Source organism: Pseudomonas mucoides (genome assembly GCF_015461845.1).
Taxonomy (GTDB): Bacteria; Pseudomonadota; Gammaproteobacteria; order Pseudomonadales; family Pseudomonadaceae; genus Aquipseudomonas; species Aquipseudomonas mucoides.
Genome location: NZ_JACOPW010000001.1, coordinates 1,133,411 through 1,152,436 on the forward strand (window position 1 = coordinate 1,133,411; position 19,026 = coordinate 1,152,436).

Below are 19,026 nucleotides of genomic sequence, written 5' to 3' on the forward strand. Positions count from 1 at the left end.
GCGCTTAAGCCCACTTTAGACGCTTGCGCCGCCTGCAACCCTGTAGGAAAGCGCATTTCCTGGCGCCTGAAATATGCCGAAACCCCTGCCAGGCTTAGGTTTTACCAGCCCAGCGTTTCTTTCAGGAAGGGAATGGTCAGCTTGCGCTGAGCTTGAAGAGAGGCCTGATCGAGGCGTTCAAGCAGCTCGAACAGCGCACTCATGCTGCGAGTACCGCGGGTCAAAATAAAATGCCCGACTTCATCGGTCAGGTGCAGGCCACGACGCGACGCACGCAACTGCAAGGCACGTAATTTGTCTTCGTCGGAGAGCGGCCGCATCTGAAAGATCAGGGCCAGGGTCAAGCGCGATTTCAAGTCCGCCAGCTTCACCGGCAGTTCACGCGGCGAGGTCGACGCGGCGATCAGCAGGCGCCGACCGCTATCGCGCAGGCGATTGAACAGATGGAACAGCGCCTCTTCCCAATCCGCCCGACCGGCAACCGCCTGCAAATCATCCAGACAGACCAGTTCGTATTGTTCGAGGTTATCGAGAATCGAGATGCCACGGTCCAGCAGTTCGGCCAATGGCAGGTAAACCGCCGGCTCCCCCAACTGCTCGAAGCGCAGGCAGGCCGCTTGCAACAAGTGCGTACGCCCTACCCCGTCCTTGCCCCAGAGATAAATCAGGCTTTCGGTCCACCCGGCGTCGGCTTCGCATAGCCGCTCGACATAGCCGAGTGCAGCGGCATTGGCGCCTGGGTAGTAATTGATAAAGGTAGCGTCGTCACGCAGACGCACACCTAGGGGCAGCTGAATCGGTTTCATGCTGACTGAACAGTTCCAAAGGAACCGTTAGTGGCCTCTGTGTAAAGTTTGCGAAGTTTATACCCGTGACGCTGGTCGCACAATGCGACAGACCACAAGCAAAATCAAAGGTTTGCGTTAACGCACTGGTTTTATGACAGTTTTGTTGGCGGTGCATGTGACAGTCATGCGAGGGATGCAGGCCAACCCGGCAATGATCCGGGTTGGCCGAGACGACCTTTCAACGAACCTTACAACTGCGGTTCATCCTCACCACTGTACATCTCAGAATCTTTATACAAATCATGCACATGGCGCACCAGCACCATGATTACGGCCGCCACCGGCAACGCCAGCAACACGCCGGTGAAACCGAACAGCTCGCCGCCCGCGAGAATGGCGAAAATCACCGCCACCGGGTGCAGGCCGATCCGGTCTCCGACCAACAATGGTGTCAGCACCATGCCCTCCAGGGCTTGCCCGACCATGAACACCGCGACAATGCCCAACATTGGATAAAGGTCGCCGCCGAACTGGAACAGACCGGCAATCAGCGCCGCGCCTATCCCGATGACGAAGCCCATGTACGGCACGATCGCGGCCAAACCGGCGATCAGGCCGATCAACAGTCCCAATTCCAACCCGACCAGCATCAGGCCCGACGCGTAGATCACGCCCAGCGCCACCATCACCAGTAATTGACCACGCACAAACGCACCGAGCACTTCATGACATTCACCAGCGAGCTCGACCACGCGTTCTTCGCGATCACGTGGCAGCAGACTGCGGATCTTCGCCATCATCAGGTCCCAGTCCCGCAACAGGTAAAAACTCACCACCGGGATCAACACCAGATTCGCCAGCCAGCCAATCAACGCAAGACCGGACGCCGTGGCCTGACTCAACACCACACCGACAATGTCGCTGGTCTGGCCCATGTGCTCACTGATCGCGGCCTTGAGCTTGTCGAACTTCCAGAAGCCCTCGGACAACCCGAATTTCGATTGTGCCCACGGCAATGCGGTGTGCTGCAGCCAGTCGAGCATCTGCGGTGCCAGCTCATATAAACGAAACAACTGCCTGGCCAGCAGCGGCACCAACACCAGCATCAGCGTGGTGAAAATCAGGGTGAACAGCGCAAACACCGCCACCACGCCCCACGTCCTTGAAAGCCCGGCCTTCTCCAGCCGATCCACCAGCGGATCGAACAGATAGGCCAGCAGCAGCGCCACCAGAAATGGCGTCAGGATCGGATGCAACAGCCAGACAAACGCGCAGAGCAGAACCACTCCACCCAACCAGAACCAACGGCGCGTATCGGCCATGTACCACTCCATATGCATCTATATAAAGAAAGAAAACCCTACCAGCGGAATCGCAACTGCGGCGTCGGTGCCACGGCCGGCGCTACGACAGGCGCCGAACCTTGCGCCGCTGGCTGAACCGGGGCGACGGGCGCAGGCGCCTCACCGGCCGGCACTTCCTGCAACTTGGCCAGAGACAACTGCGAGCGCAGTTGCTCGGCGCTGCCGTTCACCCGATAAAGGATGCGATCACCGTCAACACTTTGCAGACGCGCGCCAAATGGGTCGAGCAAGCGCCCCAGCGCCGCGTAGCGCTCCAGGTTCATGCCCTGCACTTCCAGCAATTGCTCGCCCGAAGCCCCGGCCTTGACGACGAACCGCGGCGCCAGTCGCTCGCTGACCGCCAGCATCACAGCATCGGCCACAGCGGCCTGATCGGCGCCTTGCACGCTGCCTGCTTCCTTCTTGTCGCCCAGCCACAAATTCCACTTCGCCTGCCACTGCCCGCCCTCTTCCTTGGCATGCACCGCGAGCAAGGCGTCAGCGTTGTAACGTTCCGAGGCATTGTGCAGCGGCGTCGCATCCGTGCCTTCAAGCGTCGGCGCGGTCGCCACCAATTGCTCGCTCAAATCCGCCAGCGGCAAGCGCAACGGCAAACCACGATGCTGCGCCGCACGACGCAATGGCGCAGCGCTGGCCTGACCATCACCCACCAGGCTCGAACCTTCGGTGGAGTCGTTCAACCACCAGCCAAGGATCGACGGCCGATTCACGCCCCACAACGACAACCCCGCCCGACGCAGCGCCTGCTCGGTGGTGGCCGGGTCGAAATCGACTTTCAACACTTCCGGCGGCCCGGCATCAAAGCCGTACTGACTGATGATCTGCTGAGGATCTTTGCGCAAGGCCGCCAACCCCGGGCTCTGCGCGGCCTTCGGATCGCCGGTCAGGCGCAGCACCAGCGTGTCCAGTGCCCGCTGGGTCGCTTGATCACGCTCCTCGGTCGACTGACTGGTGACAGGCTCGCGCACCTGATAAAGACCTTTCACGTTCTCGGCATGGCTCGCGAGGCTGAAAAGGGAAAAACAGCTCAGACACAAAAATTTAGAAAGAAAACGCATGGAAGATTCCTGACGACAAGAGCGGCTGGAACAGACCGCATGAAGACGATCGAACAGGGCTGTGACCACATCCCTGCGCAAAACATTCACACGGCCGCGATAAGTTTTCGCACTGTCATAACGATAGACGGTTAATCGGAATACCTTATACAGCCATGCGAGAGGCCACTAACACGGCCAATATCAATTTTTTTAATGGGATATGCCCCTGCCGTCGGCGTGAGGATGGCCGCTGCCCCTCAAGCCTGATAAAATCGCGCGCCTTCGCAGACCGGCAACAGCCGGGCGGCTCGAATTTCGCGTGAGGCAATCGCCCCCGTCGAATTCGGCGTCCCCGCTGGACTCGGTCGTTACCCCTGAATCCCCCCTAAAGGCCTGGATCATGAGCAAGCAACCCTCCCTGAGCTACAAGGACGCCGGTGTAGACATCGACGCCGGTGAAGCATTGGTCGAACGCATCAAGAGCGTCGCCAAGCGCACTGCGCGCCCGGAAGTCATGGGCGGCCTGGGCGGTTTCGGCGCCCTCTGCGAAATCCCGGCTGGCTACAAGCAGCCTGTGCTGGTTTCCGGCACCGACGGCGTGGGCACCAAGCTGCGCCTGGCCCTGAACCTGAACAAGCACGACAGCATCGGCATCGACCTGGTGGCCATGTGCGTGAACGACCTGGTGGTCTGCGGCGCCGAGCCGCTGTTCTTCCTCGACTACTACGCCACCGGCAAGCTCAACGTCGAAACCGCGACCCAGGTCGTGACCGGCATCGGCGCGGGCTGCGAACTGTCCGGCTGCTCCCTGGTCGGCGGCGAAACCGCTGAAATGCCTGGCATGTACGAAGGCGAAGACTACGACCTGGCCGGCTTCTGCGTTGGCGTCGTGGAAAAATCCGAAATCATCGACGGTTCGAAAGTCGCTGCCGGCGATGCCCTGCTCGCCCTGCCGTCTTCCGGCCCGCACTCCAACGGCTACTCGCTGATCCGCAAGATCATCGAAGTGTCGGGTGCCGACATCGAAAACATCCAGCTCGACGGCAAACCGCTGACCGACCTGCTGATGGCCCCGACCCGTATCTACGTGAAGCCGCTGCTCAAGCTGATCAAGGACACCGGCGCGGTCAAGGCCATGGCTCACATCACCGGTGGTGGCCTGCTGGACAACATCCCGCGCGTTCTGCCAAAAGGCGCCCAAGCCGTGGTTGACGTGGCAAGCTGGAACCGCCCTGCCGTGTTCGACTGGCTGCAAGAGAAAGGCAACGTCGACGAAAACGAAATGCACCGCGTGCTGAACTGCGGTGTCGGCATGGTTATCTGCGTGGCTCAAGAGCACGTTGAAACCGCGCTGAATGTATTGCGTGAAGCGGGCGAGCAGCCTTGGGTCATCGGTCAGATCGCCACCGCTGCCGAAGGCGCGGCCCAGGTTGAACTGAAGAACCTCAAGGCTCACTGATGTCAAAGACCTGTGATGTCGTGGTGCTGTTGTCCGGCACCGGCAGTAACTTGCAGGCCTTGATCGACAGCACGCGGACCGGCGACAGCCCGGTCCGCATTGCTGCGGTGATTTCCAACCGTGCCGACGCCTACGGCCTGCAACGCGCCAGGGACGCGGGTATCGACACCCGCTCCCTGGATCACAAGGCTTTCGAAGGCCGCGAGGCCTTTGATGCTGCGCTGATCGAACTGATCGACGCCTTCAATCCCAAACTCGTGGTACTGGCCGGTTTCATGCGCATTCTCAGCGCTGATTTCGTGCGCCATTACGCCGGTCGCCTGCTCAATATCCACCCGTCGCTGCTACCCAAATACAAAGGGTTACACACTCATCAGCGCGCGCTGGAGGCCGGTGACACCGAGCATGGCTGCTCCGTGCACTTTGTCACCGAGGAACTCGATGGCGGACCACTGGTCGTACAGGCAGTAATACCGGTAGAGTTGCACGATTCGCCGCAGAGTCTGGCGCAGCGAGTCCATGCCCAGGAACACCTGATCTACCCGTTGGCTGTACGCTGGTTTGCCGAAGGTCGTTTATCACTCGGCGAACAAGGTGCTTTACTGGATGGGAAGTTACTCGCGGCCAGCGGCCACTTGATTCGAAACTAGGAGATATTATGCGTCGCGCCCTGCTCTTCGCTTGCGCTCTGTTTGCCTTGCCTCTGGCACAGGCTTCGGAACTTCAACCTTTCTCCGCCAGCTACACCGCCGACTGGAAACAGCTGCCCATGAGCGGCACGGCTGAACGCAGCCTGACCAAGGAAGCCAACGGCGTCTGGAAACTCAGTTTCAAGGCATCGATGATGATTGCCAGCCTGACTGAAGAAAGCACCCTGACCCTGGACAAGGACACCCTGCTGCCTCAGTCCTATCACTTTGAACGTGGCGGCCTGGGTAAAGCGAAAAAGGCTGATCTGGATTTCGACTGGACCACCAAAATGGTCACTGGCACCGATCGCGGTGACCCGGTCAAAGTGCCGCTGAACCGTGGCATGGTCGACAAGTCCACGTATCAACTGGCCCTGCAACACGACGTTGCCGCTGGCAAAAAAAGCATGAGCTATCAGGTTGTCGACGGTGGTGAAGTCGATACCTATGACTTCCGCGTACTGGGTTCGGAAAAAGTCGACACCAAGGCCGGTCAGATCGATGCGATCAAGGTCGAGCGCGTGCGCGACCCGACACAAAGCAAGCGCATCACCGTCCTGTGGTTCGCCAAGGACTGGGATTACCTGCTGGTCCGCCTGCAACAGGTTGAGACCGACGGCAAGGAGTACAACATCATGCTCCTCGACGGTACGGTCAACGGTAAGTCTGTCAAAGGCAGCTGATCCGCGATCGAAATGAAAATCCGGAATCCACTAAGGGTTCCGGATTTTTTTTGCCTGCTGAACCGTCAGATCCGCGCCAGTGCCTGCGCCAGATCGGCGCGCAAGTCTTCGACGTCCTCAACCCCCACGGACAACCGCACTAGCGCATCACCGATGCCGAGCTCCGCACGGGTATCGACGGGAATCGTGGCGTGGGTCATGATCGCCGGGTGCTCAATCAGGCTTTCCACCCCGCCCAGGCTTTCTGCCAGCGCAAAGATCTGCACACCTTCCAGAAAGCGCTTGGCACCCGCCAGATCAGTGTTCAGATCGAGTGAGATCATCCCGCCGAAACCGCGCATCTGCTGCCGCGCCAACTCGTGCTGCGGATGTGACGACAACCCCGGGTAGTAGACCCGCGCGACCTGCGACTGCTGTTCCAGCCATTGCGCCAGCGCCAATGCGTTGCTGCAATGACGCTCCATGCGCAATGCCAGGGTCTTCACACCACGCAGGGTGAGGAACGCGTCAAACGGCCCGGCAATCGCGCCCACCGCGTTTTGCAGAAAGCCCAGGCGTTCGGCCAACTCGGCGTTCTGCCCAACCACCGCGATGCCGCCGATGACGTCGGAGTGTCCGTTCAAATACTTGGTGGTCGAGTGCACCACGACATCGAAGCCCAGTTCCAGCGGACGCTGGATCCACGGGCTGGCGAAGGTGTTGTCGGCCACGCAGATGATGCCGCGCTGGCGGCAAATGCGCGCGATGGCGGCAAGGTCCGTGAGGCGCAACAACGGATTGCTCGGCGTCTCGACGCAGACCATGCGCGTATCGTCCTGCAGCGCCGCTTCGAAGGCCGAAAGGTCCGTCAGGTCGACAAAGCTGAAGCGGTGCCCGGCGCTGCGCCGACGCACCTTGTCGAACAGGCGAAATGTGCCGCCATACAAATCATTGCCCGAGACGATATGCGAATCGGCATCGAGCAGTTCGAGCACCGTGGAAATCGCCGCCAGCCCGGACGCAAACGCAAACGCCTGGGTGCCGCCTTCAAGATCCGCCACGCAACGCTCCAGCGCAAAGCGCGTCGGGTTGTGCGAGCGACCGTAGTCGAGGCCTTTGTGCACGCCCGGGCTTTGCTGCAAATAGGTGGAGTTGGCGTAAATCGGCGGCATCAACGCGCCGGTGGAAGGGTCCGGCGCCTGCCCGGCATGGATCACGCGAGTGGCGAAGCCATGGGGCGCAGCATCTTTATCGTGACTCATGCCAGGGATCTCCGTAGATGATTGAGTAGGTCGACGCGGGTAATCAGGCCATGGAAGCCCGAGGCATCGGCAATGATCGCCACCAGCCCACGATCAAGCTCCGCCTGCAGCTCAGCCAGGCTGGCAGCGGCCGGCAGGGTTTGCAGTTTGTCGGTCATCGCGCTGGCCACCGTCAAGCGAAAGTGCGAGGCGTCCTGATGCACCCGCAGCAGAATGTCGGACTCGTCGATCACCCCGACCAACCGCTGGCCGTCCACCAGCACCGGCAGTTGCGACACGTCCGCCAGACGCATGCGCTGGAAAGCGGTCAGTAACGTGTCGTCCGGGCCGACGCTGATCACCCGGCCATCCTCGAAACGGCGCGAGATCAGGTCGCGAAGATCGCCGTAGCGTTTGTATTGCAGCAGACCCTGATCGTTCATCCACTGGTCGTTGTACACCTTCGACAGGTAGCGGGTGCCGGTGTCGCAGACAAAACTCACAACCCGTTTCGGCTCGGTTTGCTCGCGGCAATAGCGCAGCGCCGCCGCCAGCAAGGTGCCGGTCGACGAACCGCCGAGAATGCCCTCGGCGCGCAGCAGTTGGCGGGCATGATCGAAGCTTTCTTCGTCGCTGATCGAATACGCGTGGCGCACGCTGGACAGGTCGGCAATCGAGGGAATGAAGTCTTCGCCAATGCCTTCCACTGCCCACGAACCGGGCGTTCCGAGGGTGCCGCTGCGGCTGTATTCGGCCATCACCGAGCCAACCGGGTCGGCCAGGACCATGTCCAGGTTCGGCTGCACGCGTTTGAAAAACCGGGTCAAGCCCGTCAGCGTCCCGGCCGAACCGACGCCGACGACGATGGCATCGACATCATGCTGGGTTTGCGCCCAGATCTCCGGTGCGGTGCTGCATTCGTGGGCCAGCGGGTTGGCCGGGTTGTTGAATTGATCGGCAAAGAACGCGTCGGGAATTTCCTTGGCCAGCCGCGCGGCGACATCCTGGTAGTACTCGGGATGGCCCTTGCCGACATCGGAGCGGGTGATATGCACCTCGGCGCCCATCGCCTTGAGGTGCAGGACTTTTTCGGTGGACATCTTGTCGGGCACCACCAACACGACGCGATAGCCCTTGGCCCGGCCGACCAACGCCAGGCCCAGGCCGGTGTTGCCAGCCGTGGCCTCGACGATGGTGCCGCCGGGTTGCAGGCGACCGTCGCGCTCGGCGGCGTCGATCATCGCCAGGCCGATGCGGTCCTTGATCGAACCGCCGGGGTTTTGTGATTCAAGTTTGAGAAACAGCGTGCACGGGCCGGTATCGAAGCGGCTAACGCGCACCAGCGGCGTGTTGCCAATCAGTTCGAGTACGGCGGGGCGGGAGTCGTTTGGCATGTCTTCACCTTGCTATGGTTTTCGCACTGGATGGACACCAACCTGCGGCGCGTCATTGTGTGACAGTCGCAGGCAATACCTCGCTTGGACCATAGGCCGCGATTGCCTCATTCGCAACCGCGCACGGCCGGCCGGTAATCCGGTTCCCCTTCAGCGAACGAGGATCAGCCCGCAAGAAAGTGGAACGCGACCGCAGAGGAATGCTCTATAACTTCAAGGTCATTTTTGATCGAACGACTTTTCCAGCCTGGGAGGCTTTCCATGACCGTTACCGTCAATACCGTTTCCGCCGAAGGTTTTCGCCACAGCGTTCAAATCGATGACCACGAACTGTTTGCCGATGTGCCGACCGCATCCGGCGGCGAGGGCTCGGCGCCAGAGCCCCACGATTATTTCGATGCGGCCCTGGGCGCATGCAAAGCCTTGACCCTGAAGCTGTATGCGAAGAAAAAGGACATCCCGCTGACCGGTGTCACCGTCGAGGTCAAACGCGACAACAGCGAAGAGCTGAAAGGCAAATACGCCCTGCACGTCAAATTGACCCTCAAGGGTGTGCTCACCGATGCGCAGCGCGATGAATTGCACCGCGTAGCCGACCGCTGCCCGGTCCACAAACTGATGACCACCACCGACGTCAGCATCGAAACCCACCTGTCCGAAGGTGCATTCAGCCAATAGCGGCAAGGGCTGCGCAAGCGGGTTATGCTCCACGCATCACCCGCTCAGCCTGGAATGCAGCATGAACACTCCGCTCGTGATCCGCCCCCGCGCCGAAGATGTCGAAGGCCAGCCGATTCTTCGCCCGTTGCCGTCTGCCAAATGCCGCAGTGTCGGGCCTTTTGTGTTCTTCGACCACATGCTGCAAACCCGCTATCCGGCGGGCAAAGGCATGAACATCCGTCAGCATCCGCACATCGGCCTGTCGACCCTCACCTATCTGTTTGAAGGGCAAATCCAGCACAAGGACAGCCTCGGTTCCGATCAGGTGGTCAATGCCGGCGATGTCAGCTGGATGACCGCCGGCAGCGCGATTGCCCATGTCGAGCGCACACCTGAAGCGTTGAAAGGCAGTGGCTTTACGATGCACGGCTTGCAGATCTGGCTGGCCTCGCCCAAGGAACATGAACAGGGTCCGGGGCACTACAGCCATCATCCGGCGAGCACCTTGCCGGTCAGCGATAACCTTGGCGTGAAGATCCGCATGATTGCCGGGTCAGGCTTTTGCCTGGAATCGCCGGTGCCGGTGCTTTCTCCTACGTTGTACGCGGAATTGAACCTGCAGACGGCGACCACGCTGCTGATTCCCACCGAGCATGAAGAACGCGCGTTGTATATCTTGAGCGGTGAAGCGCAGCTGGATGGCGAGGCGCTGGAACCGAATGCGCTGGTGGTGTTGCCAGCGGGGGAAGAGATGACGCTGTTTGCCGAGAGCGACTGTCACGCCGTGTTGTTTGGCGGCGCGCCACTGGACGGGCCACGGCGGATCAACTGGAATTTTGTCGCGAGTGATCCGGCGGTTATCGATGAGGCGCGGCGGCGCTGGGCGGCCGGGGATTGGCCGACGGTGCCGGGGGAAAGTGAGCGGATCGAATTGCCGTAGCCTCTTCGGTGAACCTTACACCGCCTGCTCGCGAAGCACCGTGCAGTACCAACACCGAGCCCTTGATGTTTTTGGCGTCCGCCGGATCAGGTGAATCCAGCGTGCCGTGGAACGACACTGCCGCTTTCAACGGCGCACCCGTGCGGGCCAGGTCCAGTGCGCAGGCTCATGATTCACTCCTGCTTAAAAACACCAGAATGAAAAAAACCCGCCGAAGCGGGTTTTTTTTACAACGCAGTTAAACCGACAGTTCAACCAACAGCTTATTCAGACGGCGCACATACGCGGCCGGGTCCTTCAAGCTGTCACCGGCAGCCAGTGCCGCCTGATCGAAGAGAATGTGCGACAGGTCGCCGAAACGCTCTTCGCTCTGCTCGTTGTCGAGCTTCTCGATCAGCGGGTGAGCCGGGTTGAACTCGAAGATCGGCTTCGACTCCGGAACCTTCTGGCCACTGGCTTCCAGGATCTGACGCATTTGCAGGCCCAGGTCCTGCTCGCCGATCGCCAGGATCGCCGGAGAATCGGTCAGACGGTGGGAAACCCGTACTTCAGCCACCGAGTCACCCAGTGCAGTTTTCAGACGTTCAACCAGACCTTCTTTGGACTTGGCGACTTCTTCCGCAGCTTTCTTGTCCTCTTCCGAGTCCAGATTGCCCAGGTCCAGGTCACCCCGTGCCACGTCGACAAAGCTCTTGCCGTCGAAATCGTTGAGGTAGCTCATCAGCCACTCGTCGATACGATCGGTCAGCAGCAGCACTTCGATGCCTTTCTTGCGGAAGACTTCCAGGTGCGGGCTGTTTTTGACTTGCGCGTAGGTTTCGCCGGTCAGGTAGTAGATCTTGTCCTGACCTTCCTTGGCGCGAGCCAGGTATTCGGCCAGGCCAACCACTTGCTCGCCTTCATCGCCGTTGGTCGATGCGAAACGCAGCAGGCCAGCGATCTTCTCTTTGTTGGCGAAGTCTTCTGCCGGGCCTTCTTTCATGACCTGACCGAAGTTCTTCCAGAAGCTCTTGTATTGCTCAGGCTCGCTCTTCGCCAGTTTTTCCAGCATGTCCAGAACGCGCTTGGTCAGCGCCGACTTCATCGAATCGATGATCGGGTCTTTCTGCAGGATTTCGCGCGACACGTTCAGCGACAGGTCGTTGGAATCGACCACGCCTTTGATGAAGCGCAGGTACAGCGGCAGGAACGACTCGGCCTGGTCCATCACGAACACGCGCTGCACGTACAGCTTCAGGCCTTTCGGCGCTTCACGCTGGTACAGGTCGAACGGAGCACGGGCCGGCACGTACAGCAGCGAGCTGTATTCAAGCTTGCCTTCGACCTTGTTGTGGCTCCAGCTCAGCGGGTTCTCGAAATCGTGAGCAACGTGCTTGTAGAACTCCTGGTATTCCTCGTCCTTCACTTCGGTGCGAGGACGGGTCCACAGGGCACTGGCGCGGTTGACGGTTTCCCATTCGGCGGCAGGCTGCTCTTCACCTTCGGCAGCGGCCACTTCTTTTGGCAACTCGATCGGCAGGGCAATGTGGTCGGAGTACTTCTTGATGATGTTGCGCAGACGCCAGCCATCAGCGAATTCGTCTTCACCGGACTTCAGGTGCAGGACGATGCGAGTGCCGCGCTCGGCTTTCTCGACAGTGGCGACTTCGAAATCACCTTCGCCCTTGGACGACCAGTGCACGCCCTCGCTGGCCGAATCACCGGCACGACGGCTGAACACGTCGACTTTGTCGGCGACGATGAATGCAGAATAAAAACCCACACCGAACTGACCGATCAGGTGCGAATCTTTCTTCTGATCGCCAGACAGGTGTTTCATGAAATCGGCAGTGCCGGATTTGGCGATGGTACCCAGGTGGGTGATCGCTTCTTCACGGTTCATGCCAATGCCGTTGTCTTCGAGGGTGACGGTTTTGGCGTCCTTGTCGAAGCTCACACGGATTTTCAGTTCGGCGCCGCCTTCCAGCAACTCAGGCTTGGACAGGGCTTCGAAACGTAATTTGTCGACAGCGTCAGAGGCGTTCGAGATCAATTCGCGAAGGAAAATTTCCTTGTTGGAATACAGCGAATGGATCATGAGGTGCAGCAATTGCTTCACCTCGGTCTGGAAGCCCAGGGTTTCCTTTTGAGTTTCCACACTCATGGTCATCAAACTCCAATCAGATGGCTAAGCCGCGACCTTGAGGGTCGGCGGCGGGATGTCATCAAAGTTGGGGGCTGTGTTCAGGATTTCAAGGGCTCTTCGATTTTGAAATGGGCGCGAGCCGTCGCAATGGGCTCGGCTTCGGTGCTTTGCCAGGCGGTAACGGCCACGTTGGCGACCCGGCGCCCCTGGCGGCACACCTGACATTTGGCCCAGGTATCGCGAAACTGCCCGGCGCGCAGGTAGTCGAGGGAGAAGTCGATGATTTTCGGCACGCCCGGTGAACCGGTGAGAATCAGCAGGTGCAGCGCCGCCGAGAGTTCCATGAACCCGGCGATCACACCGCCATGAATCGCCGGCAGTAAAGGGTTACCAATGTTGTCCTTGTTGGCTGGCAGGCGAAACAGCAGATCATCCCCCACCCGCGAACATTCGACGCCGATCAGTTTGGCATAGGGAATCAGGTGCAACAGCGAGGCGTAGTCGCCCTTCTCGTGGGCCTGTTGCAGTTGTTCCTTGAAGGAATAGGTCATTGCGCACCTCCGGCGATGACGCCGCCAAAGCCTTTGGTGCCTTTGATGGCTTTGCCCATGCGCATGAACGTGCCGACGACGTGGGCGATGGGGTGCTCGGGATCGTCCTGATAGGCAAAACCACGGGCGAAAATCACGTCAGTGGTCACTCGATAGCATTGGGCGAAGCCATAGACGTCCTTATGCGGCTCGGCGGCGTGCATGTAATCGATGCGCAAATCAAGGGTCGGGCAAACCTCGAATTCGGGCAGCACGCACAGGGTCGACATGCCGCACGCGGTATCCATCAGCGATGTCAGCGCACCGCCATGAATGACGCCGGTTTGCGGGTCGCCGACGATTTGCGGGCTGTAGGGCAAGATGACCGTTAGTCCGTCATTACTGGCGCTGTGAACTCGCAGTCCGAGGACCTGACAATGACGCAACGCCGACATGAATCGCGTCGCACGCTCAAAAACGGGGTTTTCGGCCATTTCAAAAAACTCTTCTTAGTGCTCGATCAAAGTAGCTCGTCTGCGGGCAAAAGTTCCATCGCATCACAAAACTATATATCTGAACGAATTGAGGAACTTAACGCTGTGGGCTGTGCTCGAAAGGCCAGTAGTTATATCCATAAGGAGAAACACCCCATGCGTAAGACTTTAGCTATTGCCTTGATGTTGACCGCTTCCCTCGGTCTCGCTGCCTGCGATAAAAAATCCGAGGACAAAGCTCAAGATGCGACTAAACATGCTGAGCAAGCTCAGCAAGACATGAGCAAAGCTCAGGATAAAGTGAACGACGCTGCGAAAGAAAACGCCGAAGCTGCCAAAGCTCAGGCTGAATCGAACGAAGCCGCCGTAAAAGAAGCACCTAAAAACTAAATCAGTTTTTAGCGTGATAAAGAAAACCCGCCAAGTGCGGGTTTTCTTTTGCCTGTGATTGGCGCCGTTAGAGTAAAACGGTTCTAAAAGTCGGACTAATCATCAACAACAATGAACAGACGAAACCGACAACCCAGACGAGACTGCGCTGCCAGGGCAAATCGCCCCAGTAACACAGTAAGTAAATAACGCGCGTGATCACAAAGATGATCGCCAGCAGGTCGATCAGCCACCCCGCCGTTTGCGTGGTGTGCGCCATCAACACCCCCACCGCAAACAATATAAAGGCCTCGAAACAGTTCTGATGCGCGGCCACGGCACGGGCGCCGAAGCCCGTGAGGTGCGCCTGTTGCTCGCGCGGGGCGTGGTTGTTGTAACCGCCCTGCTCTTTCATCGCCTTGGCCACCGGTATGCGGGCCACGTAAATCAGCAATGCGCTGATAAACACACACCAGAACGGAATACTCATCAAACGGCCTCTCTGTTCGCCTCGGGCAAGGGTGCCTCTGTAGGGGTATAGACCATCACGTCGAGAACGTCGGAATGAAACTCCCGGCGATACAACACCAGCACGACGCCGGCACTCATCAGCATGAACAGCCACGGGCTGACAAACCAGGCCAACATGGTCATGCCGAAATAATAGGAACGCAGGCCGAAGTTGAACTGGTTGGCCGCCATCGAGATGACCCGAGCCGCACGAGCCGCAAAGGCTTTGCGTTCCTGTTCGGACACGTGGCGCTCACCCACCATCGGCGCGGAGCCCACCAGAATCGCCGCGAAGTTGTACTGGCGCATGCACCAGCTGAACGTGAAGAACGCGTAGACAAACACCAGCGCCAGGCACAGCAATTTGATCTCCGACATCCCTTGGGACGCCTGTTGCACCATCGGAATGTCCGCCAGCAACGACACCGCCCTTTCGGACGCCCCGAGCACGGTGAGGATGCCAGCCAGGATGATCAAGGTGCTGGAAGCGAAAAACGAGGCGTTGCGCTCCAGGTTGCCGATCACACTGGCGTCAGCGATGCGGTTGTCGCGTAGCAGCATGCGGCGCATCCAGTCTTCGCGGTACAGGTGCAACACGCTGGCCAGGCACGCGGTGTCGCGACCCTTCCATGAGGCGTACCGGGTGTAACCGCCCCAGCAGATGACAAACCAGAGCGCGGCGAGGATGTGGATCAGGTTGGCGTGGATGAACGACATGCAGGTCCTTGTGATGTAAGGGCGAAATACTCGAAACCTTGTAGGCGTGAGCCTGCTCGCGATAGCGGTAGATCAGTCAACATCTCTGCTGAGCGTAAAATCGCCATCGCGAGCAGGCTCACTCCTACATTGGAAACTTGCAACCCTTCGACGTTAGCTCAAGGGAAAAGACACTGCATCACGCCCATAAAAAATGCCCCGTATCGATTGATACGGGGCATTTCAGTTTCAGCTTGATGGCCCGCTTGTGACCGGCCGTTCAGCGACTCAAGCCAGCGCTTCTTCGCGCTTGCCCAGCAGACGATCGCAAACCACCGCGACCACCAGGGTCATGACCGAAGGCACCAGCCACGCCAGGCCCTGCTCGCTCAGCGGCAGGTGCGACAACTGAGTCGGCATCCAGTCCGCCAGACCTGCGCCCTTGAGCGCGTCGATCAGGCCGAAGATGAACGACACCAGCATCACTGGACCGACAATGCGGCCCTGCTCGTGCCAGAAGTCCTTGCAGAAGCTCAGGGCTACCAGAGCGATGCAGGGCGGGTAAATCGCGGTCAGTACCGGGATCGAGAACGCAATCAGCTTGGTCAGGCCCAGGTTGGACACAAACAAGGAGAACACCGCCAGGATGATCACCAAGGTCTTGTAGGACAGTGGCAGCACGCGGCTGAAGTACTCGGCGCAGGCGCAGGTCAGACCGACCGCCGTCACCAGGCAGGCCAGCGAGATCAATACTGCAAGGAAACCGCTGCCCAACGAACCGAAGGTGTGTTGAACGTAGGCGTGCAATACCGCCGCACCGTTGGTTGCACCGGCGGCCACTTCATGGCTGCCCGAACCGAGACGGAACAGGCTGACGTAAACCAGCGCGAGGCCTACGCCGGCAATCAGCCCGGCAATGATCGCGTAGCGGGTAATCAGCACCGGCGATTCCACGCCTCGGGAGCGGATCGCGTTGACGATGACGATGCCGAACACCAAGGCGCCCAAGGTATCCATGGTCAGGTAACCATTAATGAAGCCTTGAGAAAACGGTGCTGCTACGTACTCAGGCGTGGCCTGGCCAATATCACCGGCCGGCAACGCGAACGCGGCGATGCCGAGCGCGGCCAGGGCGATGATCTTCATCGGTGCGAGGAAACGCCCTACGGTATCCAGCAAACGGCCCGGATACAGCGAGATGAAGAACACCAGCAGGAAGTACACCGAACTGTAGAGGAACAGCGCCAATGGGCTCTCGCCGGTCAGCGGCGCCAGGCCTACTTCGAACGATACGGTCGCGGTGCGCGGGGTGGCGAACAGCGGGCCGACAGCGAGGTAGCACGCGGCAGCCAGCAGGCCCCCGGCGATTTTACCGATCGGGCTGCTCAGGGCATCCATCGCACCACCGACTTTCGCCAGTGCGACAACCGTGATCACCGGCAAACCGACTGCGGTGATCAAAAAGCCCAGCGCCGCCATCCAGACATTAGGCCCGGACTGCAAACCGACGATAGGCGGGAAGATGATGTTGCCAGCCCCGACAAACAGGGCAAACGTCATAAAACCAAGTGCCAGGATGTCCTGGCCTTTCAACACTTTCATTAAGGAAATACCACACTACTGAATCGGAATTTAGAGAGGGATTTCCCTGTGGGGTGAGGGAAATGCTGTCGGTCCGTATGAGACTGACCCTTTAGCGCGTAGCAACCTTGTGGGTCGCGCACGCAAAAATGGCGGCTAGCCTAACGAATTTGACTTGAAAACGCACTATTAGAGGGCGAACTATCCGATACGCGACGTTTCTGTGTCGCGTTTACGTATATAAATTTCATCCTTCAGGACAGATGCTCCCACGCTCTGCGTAGGAACGATCATCTGGAAACGACAAAGGCCACCCGAAGGTGGCCTTTGTTTGGTGAAGCGTGAATTAAGCGCGAGGCTTACTTCATCGCCCAACCGGTCAGCTCGGACAAAGCCTTGCCGATGTCTGCCAGCGAACGCACGGTTTTAACGCCTGCGTCTTCCAGGGCAGCAAACTTCTCGTCTGCAGTGCCCTTGCCGCCAGAGATGATTGCGCCAGCATGGCCCATGCGCTTGCCTGCAGGGGCAGTCACACCAGCGATGTAGGAAACAACCGGCTTGGTCACGTGTGCCTTGATGTAGGCAGCCGCTTCTTCTTCAGCCGAACCGCCGATCTCACCGATCATCACGATCGCTTCGGTCTTCGGGTCTTCCTGGAACAGCTTCAGGATGTCGATGAAGTTCGAACCCGGGATCGGGTCACCGCCGATGCCGACGCAAGTCGACTGACCGAAACCGGCGTCAGTAGTCTGCTTAACAGCTTCGTAGGTCAGGGTGCCGGAACGGGAAACGATACCGACCTTGCCTGGCAAGTGAATGTGACCTGGCATGATGCCGATCTTGCATTCGCCTGGAGTGATCACGCCTGGGCAGTTAGGGCCGATCAGGACTACGCCCAGCTCGTCGCACTTAACTTTAGCGTCCAGCATGTCCAGGGTAGGAATGCCTTCAGTGATGCAAACGATCAGCTTGATGCCGCCGAAGGCTGCTTCCAGGATCGAGTCTTTGCAGAAAGGAGCCGGAACGTAGATCACGCTGGCGGTGGCGCCAGTGGCAGCTACAGCGTCTTTCACGGTGTTGAACACTGGCAGACCCAGGTGCTCGGTGCCGCCTTTGCCCGGAGTTACGCCGCCAACCATCTTGGTGCCGTATTCGAGCGCTTGCTGGGTGTGGAAACTACCTTGCGAACCGGTAATACCCTGGCAGATAACTTTGGTGTCTTTATTGATCAGGACGCTCATTATTTGCCCTCCGCAGCTTTAACGACTTGTTGAGCAGCGTCGGTCAGGCTGGTAGCAGCGATGATGTTCAAACCGCTTTCTGCCAGTACTTTAGCGCCCAGCTCAGCGTTGTTGCCTTCAAGGCGAACAACAACCGGGATTTTCACGCCGACTTCTTTCACTGCACCGATGATGCCTTCGGCAATCATGTCGCAACGAACGATGCCGCCGAAGATGTTGACCAATACTGCAGCGACGTTAGTGTCGGACAGGATGATCTTGAACGCTTCGGTAACGCGTTCTTTGGTAGCACCGCCGCCCACGTCGAGGAAGTTGGCTGGTTTGCCGCCATGCAGGTTGACGATGTCCATGGTACCCATGGCCAGGCCAGCACCGTTGACCATGCAACCGATGTTGCCTTCCAGTGCTACGTAGTTCAGTTCGAACTTGGCAGCGTGCGCTTCGCGCGGATCGTCTTGCGACGGATCGTGGAAAGTCTTCAGCTTAGGCTGACGGTACATGGCGTTGGCGTCGATGTTGATCTTGGCGTCGAGGCAATGCAGATCGCCGTCAGCCTTGATCACCAGCGGGTTCACTTCCAGCAGAGCCAGGTCGTGATCCTTGAACAGCTTGGCCAGACCTACGAAGATCTTGGCGAACTGAGCAACTTGCTTGCCTTCCAGACCCAACTGGAATGCCAGCTCGCGACCCTGGAATGGCTGAGCGCCAACCAGTGGATCGATAGTGGCTTTCAGAATTTTTTCTGGAGTGTCGTGAGCGATTTTCTCGATGTCCACGCCACCTTCGGTGGAAGCCATGAACACGATACGACGGCTCGAACGGTCAACGACAGCGCCCAGGTACAGCTCTTTAGCGATATCAGTGCACGATTCAACCAGGATCTTGGTGACTGGCTGACCATTGGCGTCAGTCTGGTAAGTCACCAGACGCTTGCCCAGCCACTGCTGTGCGAATGCCTTAGCGTCTTCTTTGCTGCGAACCAGCTTAACGCCGCCCGCTTTACCGCGACCACCAGCGTGAACCTGGGCTTTGACAACCCACTCGGTGCCGCCGATTTTGTCGCAAGCTTCTGCTGCTGCTTCCGGGGTGTCTACTGCGTAACCGGTGGAAACTGGCAGGCCGTATTCAGCGAACAGCTGCTTACCCTGATACTCGTGAAGATTCATGCTTATTACCGTCTTCGTTAGGTACTGCGCATTCGGTGCTGCACTTGTTCAAGTGCCGCACCACCTGTGACTGCTGC

The 19,026-nt window shown here is 59.0% G+C and carries 19 protein-coding genes and 1 pseudogene; 6 read left to right on the forward strand and 14 right to left on the reverse strand.

Annotation, left to right across the window (positions count from 1 at the left end; genetic code table 11):
* Nucleotides 1-101: 101 nt before the first annotated feature.
* From hda to H8F22_RS05360, 3 genes are all read right to left on the reverse strand, one after another.
* The gene (gene hda, locus H8F22_RS05350; RefSeq protein WP_010456804.1) at nt 102-806 is read right to left on the reverse strand and encodes a DnaA regulatory inactivator Hda; all 705 of its coding nucleotides are present in this window, start codon (nt 804-806) and stop codon (nt 102-104) included.
* 230 nt (nt 807-1,036) lie between these two features.
* A complete protein-coding gene (locus H8F22_RS05355; RefSeq protein ID WP_027922434.1) occupies nt 1,037-2,110 on the reverse strand; it encodes an AI-2E family transporter in 1,074 nt (357 codons plus the stop codon).
* A 38-nt stretch (nt 2,111-2,148) separates the two neighbouring features.
* Nucleotides 2,149-3,210, reverse strand: a complete 1,062-nt coding sequence (locus H8F22_RS05360) for a DUF2066 domain-containing protein (RefSeq protein WP_027922433.1) — start codon at nt 3,208-3,210, stop codon at nt 2,149-2,151.
* 382 nt (nt 3,211-3,592) lie between these two features.
* Between H8F22_RS05360 and purM the strand changes: the two genes are divergently transcribed.
* The 3 genes from purM to H8F22_RS05375 are packed head-to-tail and all read left to right on the forward strand — an operon-like array spanning nt 3,593 to nt 6,023.
* Nucleotides 3,593-4,651 carry a phosphoribosylformylglycinamidine cyclo-ligase gene (gene purM, locus H8F22_RS05365; RefSeq protein WP_027922432.1) on the forward strand — a complete coding sequence of 353 codons (1,059 nt, stop codon included), beginning with the start codon at nt 3,593-3,595 and terminating at the stop codon, nt 4,649-4,651.
* Entirely contained in the window at nt 4,651-5,301 is a 651-nt protein-coding gene (purN, locus tag H8F22_RS05370; RefSeq protein WP_027922431.1) for a phosphoribosylglycinamide formyltransferase, read from the forward strand. Before purM ends, purN begins: the two co-directional genes overlap by 1 nt.
* Before the next feature lie 8 nt (nt 5,302-5,309).
* Nucleotides 5,310-6,023 (forward strand): DUF3108 domain-containing protein, encoded by a 714-nt coding sequence (locus H8F22_RS05375; RefSeq protein WP_027922430.1) that lies wholly within the window; start codon nt 5,310-5,312, stop codon nt 6,021-6,023.
* A 65-nt stretch (nt 6,024-6,088) separates the two neighbouring features.
* Here the strand turns inward: H8F22_RS05375 and H8F22_RS05380 are convergent, their stop codons facing one another.
* A complete protein-coding gene (locus H8F22_RS05380) occupies nt 6,089-7,264 on the reverse strand; it encodes a trans-sulfuration enzyme family protein (protein WP_059181361.1) in 1,176 nt (391 codons plus the stop codon).
* Nucleotides 7,261-8,637 (reverse strand): pyridoxal-phosphate dependent enzyme, encoded by a 1,377-nt coding sequence (locus H8F22_RS05385; protein ID WP_027922428.1) that lies wholly within the window; start codon nt 8,635-8,637, stop codon nt 7,261-7,263. The genes H8F22_RS05380 and H8F22_RS05385 overlap by 4 nt, the downstream gene beginning before the upstream one ends.
* A 261-nt stretch (nt 8,638-8,898) precedes the next feature.
* Between H8F22_RS05385 and H8F22_RS05390 the strand changes: the two genes are divergently transcribed.
* Both H8F22_RS05390 and H8F22_RS05395 read left to right on the forward strand, forming a co-directional pair.
* Nucleotides 8,899-9,315, forward strand: a complete 417-nt coding sequence (locus tag H8F22_RS05390) for an OsmC family protein (RefSeq protein ID WP_059181362.1) — start codon at nt 8,899-8,901, stop codon at nt 9,313-9,315.
* A 61-nt stretch (nt 9,316-9,376) separates the two neighbouring features.
* Nucleotides 9,377-10,237, forward strand: coding sequence for a pirin family protein (locus tag H8F22_RS05395; protein WP_059181363.1), 861 nt, complete (start codon nt 9,377-9,379; stop codon nt 10,235-10,237).
* Between the two features lie 31 nt (nt 10,238-10,268).
* On the opposite strand, the pseudogene H8F22_RS05400 reads toward H8F22_RS05395, so the two are convergent.
* From H8F22_RS05400 to H8F22_RS05415, 4 genes and pseudogenes are all read right to left on the reverse strand, one after another.
* Nucleotides 10,269-10,400: pseudogene (locus H8F22_RS05400) on the reverse strand (dienelactone hydrolase family protein); the annotation flags it as partial.
* Nucleotides 10,401-10,475: 75 nt separating this feature from the next.
* Entirely contained in the window at nt 10,476-12,380 is a 1,905-nt protein-coding gene (gene htpG / locus H8F22_RS05405; RefSeq protein ID WP_027922425.1) for a molecular chaperone HtpG, read from the reverse strand.
* Between the two features lie 80 nt (nt 12,381-12,460).
* Nucleotides 12,461-12,913 carry a PaaI family thioesterase gene (locus H8F22_RS05410; protein WP_194939822.1) on the reverse strand — a complete coding sequence of 151 codons (453 nt, stop codon included), beginning with the start codon at nt 12,911-12,913 and terminating at the stop codon, nt 12,461-12,463.
* Entirely contained in the window at nt 12,910-13,386 is a 477-nt protein-coding gene (locus tag H8F22_RS05415; RefSeq protein WP_027922423.1) for a PaaI family thioesterase, read from the reverse strand. The genes H8F22_RS05410 and H8F22_RS05415 overlap by 4 nt, the downstream gene beginning before the upstream one ends.
* Before the next feature lie 156 nt (nt 13,387-13,542).
* Here H8F22_RS05415 and H8F22_RS05420 point away from each other — a divergent pair, with 156 nt between their 5' ends.
* Nucleotides 13,543-13,776, forward strand: a complete 234-nt coding sequence (locus H8F22_RS05420; protein ID WP_027922422.1) for a hypothetical protein — start codon at nt 13,543-13,545, stop codon at nt 13,774-13,776.
* A 67-nt stretch (nt 13,777-13,843) separates the two neighbouring features.
* On the opposite strand, the gene H8F22_RS05425 is transcribed toward H8F22_RS05420, so the two are convergent.
* The 5 genes from H8F22_RS05425 to sucC all read right to left on the reverse strand — a co-directional run bounded on the left by H8F22_RS05425 (nt 13,844) and on the right by sucC (nt 18,949).
* Nucleotides 13,844-14,245, reverse strand: a complete 402-nt coding sequence (locus H8F22_RS05425; RefSeq protein ID WP_027922421.1) for an MAPEG family protein — start codon at nt 14,243-14,245, stop codon at nt 13,844-13,846.
* On the reverse strand, nt 14,245-14,982 hold the full coding sequence (locus H8F22_RS05430) for a DUF599 domain-containing protein (protein ID WP_027922420.1): 738 nt from the start codon (nt 14,980-14,982) through the stop codon (nt 14,245-14,247). Before H8F22_RS05430 ends, H8F22_RS05425 begins: the two co-directional genes overlap by 1 nt.
* Before the next feature lie 267 nt (nt 14,983-15,249).
* Nucleotides 15,250-16,563, reverse strand: a complete 1,314-nt coding sequence (gene brnQ / locus H8F22_RS05435) for a branched-chain amino acid transport system II carrier protein (protein ID WP_027922419.1) — start codon at nt 16,561-16,563, stop codon at nt 15,250-15,252.
* Nucleotides 16,564-16,901: 338 nt separating this feature from the next.
* Complete coding sequence (gene sucD / locus H8F22_RS05440; RefSeq protein WP_027922418.1) at nt 16,902-17,783, reverse strand: succinate--CoA ligase subunit alpha; 882 nt, start codon at nt 17,781-17,783, stop codon at nt 16,902-16,904.
* On the reverse strand, nt 17,783-18,949 hold the full coding sequence (gene sucC / locus H8F22_RS05445; protein WP_007898980.1) for an ADP-forming succinate--CoA ligase subunit beta: 1,167 nt from the start codon (nt 18,947-18,949) through the stop codon (nt 17,783-17,785). The genes sucD and sucC overlap by 1 nt, the downstream gene beginning before the upstream one ends.
* Between the last annotated feature and the right edge of the window lie 77 nt (nt 18,950-19,026).

Excerpts from the sequence above, each read along its gene's own strand:
- H8F22_RS05425 (WP_027922421.1), bottom strand. The coding sequence starts at position 14,245 with ATGAGTATTCCGTTCTGGTGTGTGTTTATCAGCGCATTGCTGATTTAC.
- H8F22_RS05380 (WP_059181361.1), bottom strand. The coding sequence starts at position 7,264 with ATGAGTCACGATAAAGATGCTGCGCCCCATGGCTTCGCCACTCGCGTG.
- purM (WP_027922432.1), top strand. The coding sequence starts at position 3,593 with ATGAGCAAGCAACCCTCCCTGAGCTACAAGGACGCCGGTGTAGACATC.
- H8F22_RS05430 (WP_027922420.1), bottom strand. The coding sequence starts at position 14,982 with ATGTCGTTCATCCACGCCAACCTGATCCACATCCTCGCCGCGCTCTGG.
- brnQ (WP_027922419.1), bottom strand. The coding sequence starts at position 16,563 with ATGAAAGTGTTGAAAGGCCAGGACATCCTGGCACTTGGTTTTATGACG.
- sucC (WP_007898980.1), bottom strand. The coding sequence starts at position 18,949 with ATGAATCTTCACGAGTATCAGGGTAAGCAGCTGTTCGCTGAATACGGC.
- H8F22_RS05410 (WP_194939822.1), bottom strand. The coding sequence starts at position 12,913 with ATGACCTATTCCTTCAAGGAACAACTGCAACAGGCCCACGAGAAGGGC.
- purN (WP_027922431.1), top strand. The coding sequence starts at position 4,651 with ATGTCAAAGACCTGTGATGTCGTGGTGCTGTTGTCCGGCACCGGCAGT.
- H8F22_RS05385 (WP_027922428.1), bottom strand. The coding sequence starts at position 8,637 with ATGCCAAACGACTCCCGCCCCGCCGTACTCGAACTGATTGGCAACACG.
- H8F22_RS05415 (WP_027922423.1), bottom strand. The coding sequence starts at position 13,386 with ATGGCCGAAAACCCCGTTTTTGAGCGTGCGACGCGATTCATGTCGGCG.
- H8F22_RS05390 (WP_059181362.1), top strand. The coding sequence starts at position 8,899 with ATGACCGTTACCGTCAATACCGTTTCCGCCGAAGGTTTTCGCCACAGC.
- H8F22_RS05420 (WP_027922422.1), top strand. The coding sequence starts at position 13,543 with ATGCGTAAGACTTTAGCTATTGCCTTGATGTTGACCGCTTCCCTCGGT.
- H8F22_RS05360 (WP_027922433.1), bottom strand. The coding sequence starts at position 3,210 with ATGCGTTTTCTTTCTAAATTTTTGTGTCTGAGCTGTTTTTCCCTTTTC.
- htpG (WP_027922425.1), bottom strand. The coding sequence starts at position 12,380 with ATGAGTGTGGAAACTCAAAAGGAAACCCTGGGCTTCCAGACCGAGGTG.
- sucD (WP_027922418.1), bottom strand. The coding sequence starts at position 17,783 with ATGAGCGTCCTGATCAATAAAGACACCAAAGTTATCTGCCAGGGTATT.
- H8F22_RS05375 (WP_027922430.1), top strand. The coding sequence starts at position 5,310 with ATGCGTCGCGCCCTGCTCTTCGCTTGCGCTCTGTTTGCCTTGCCTCTG.
- H8F22_RS05355 (WP_027922434.1), bottom strand. The coding sequence starts at position 2,110 with ATGGCCGATACGCGCCGTTGGTTCTGGTTGGGTGGAGTGGTTCTGCTC.
- hda (WP_010456804.1), bottom strand. The coding sequence starts at position 806 with ATGAAACCGATTCAGCTGCCCCTAGGTGTGCGTCTGCGTGACGACGCT.
- H8F22_RS05395 (WP_059181363.1), top strand. The coding sequence starts at position 9,377 with ATGAACACTCCGCTCGTGATCCGCCCCCGCGCCGAAGATGTCGAAGGC.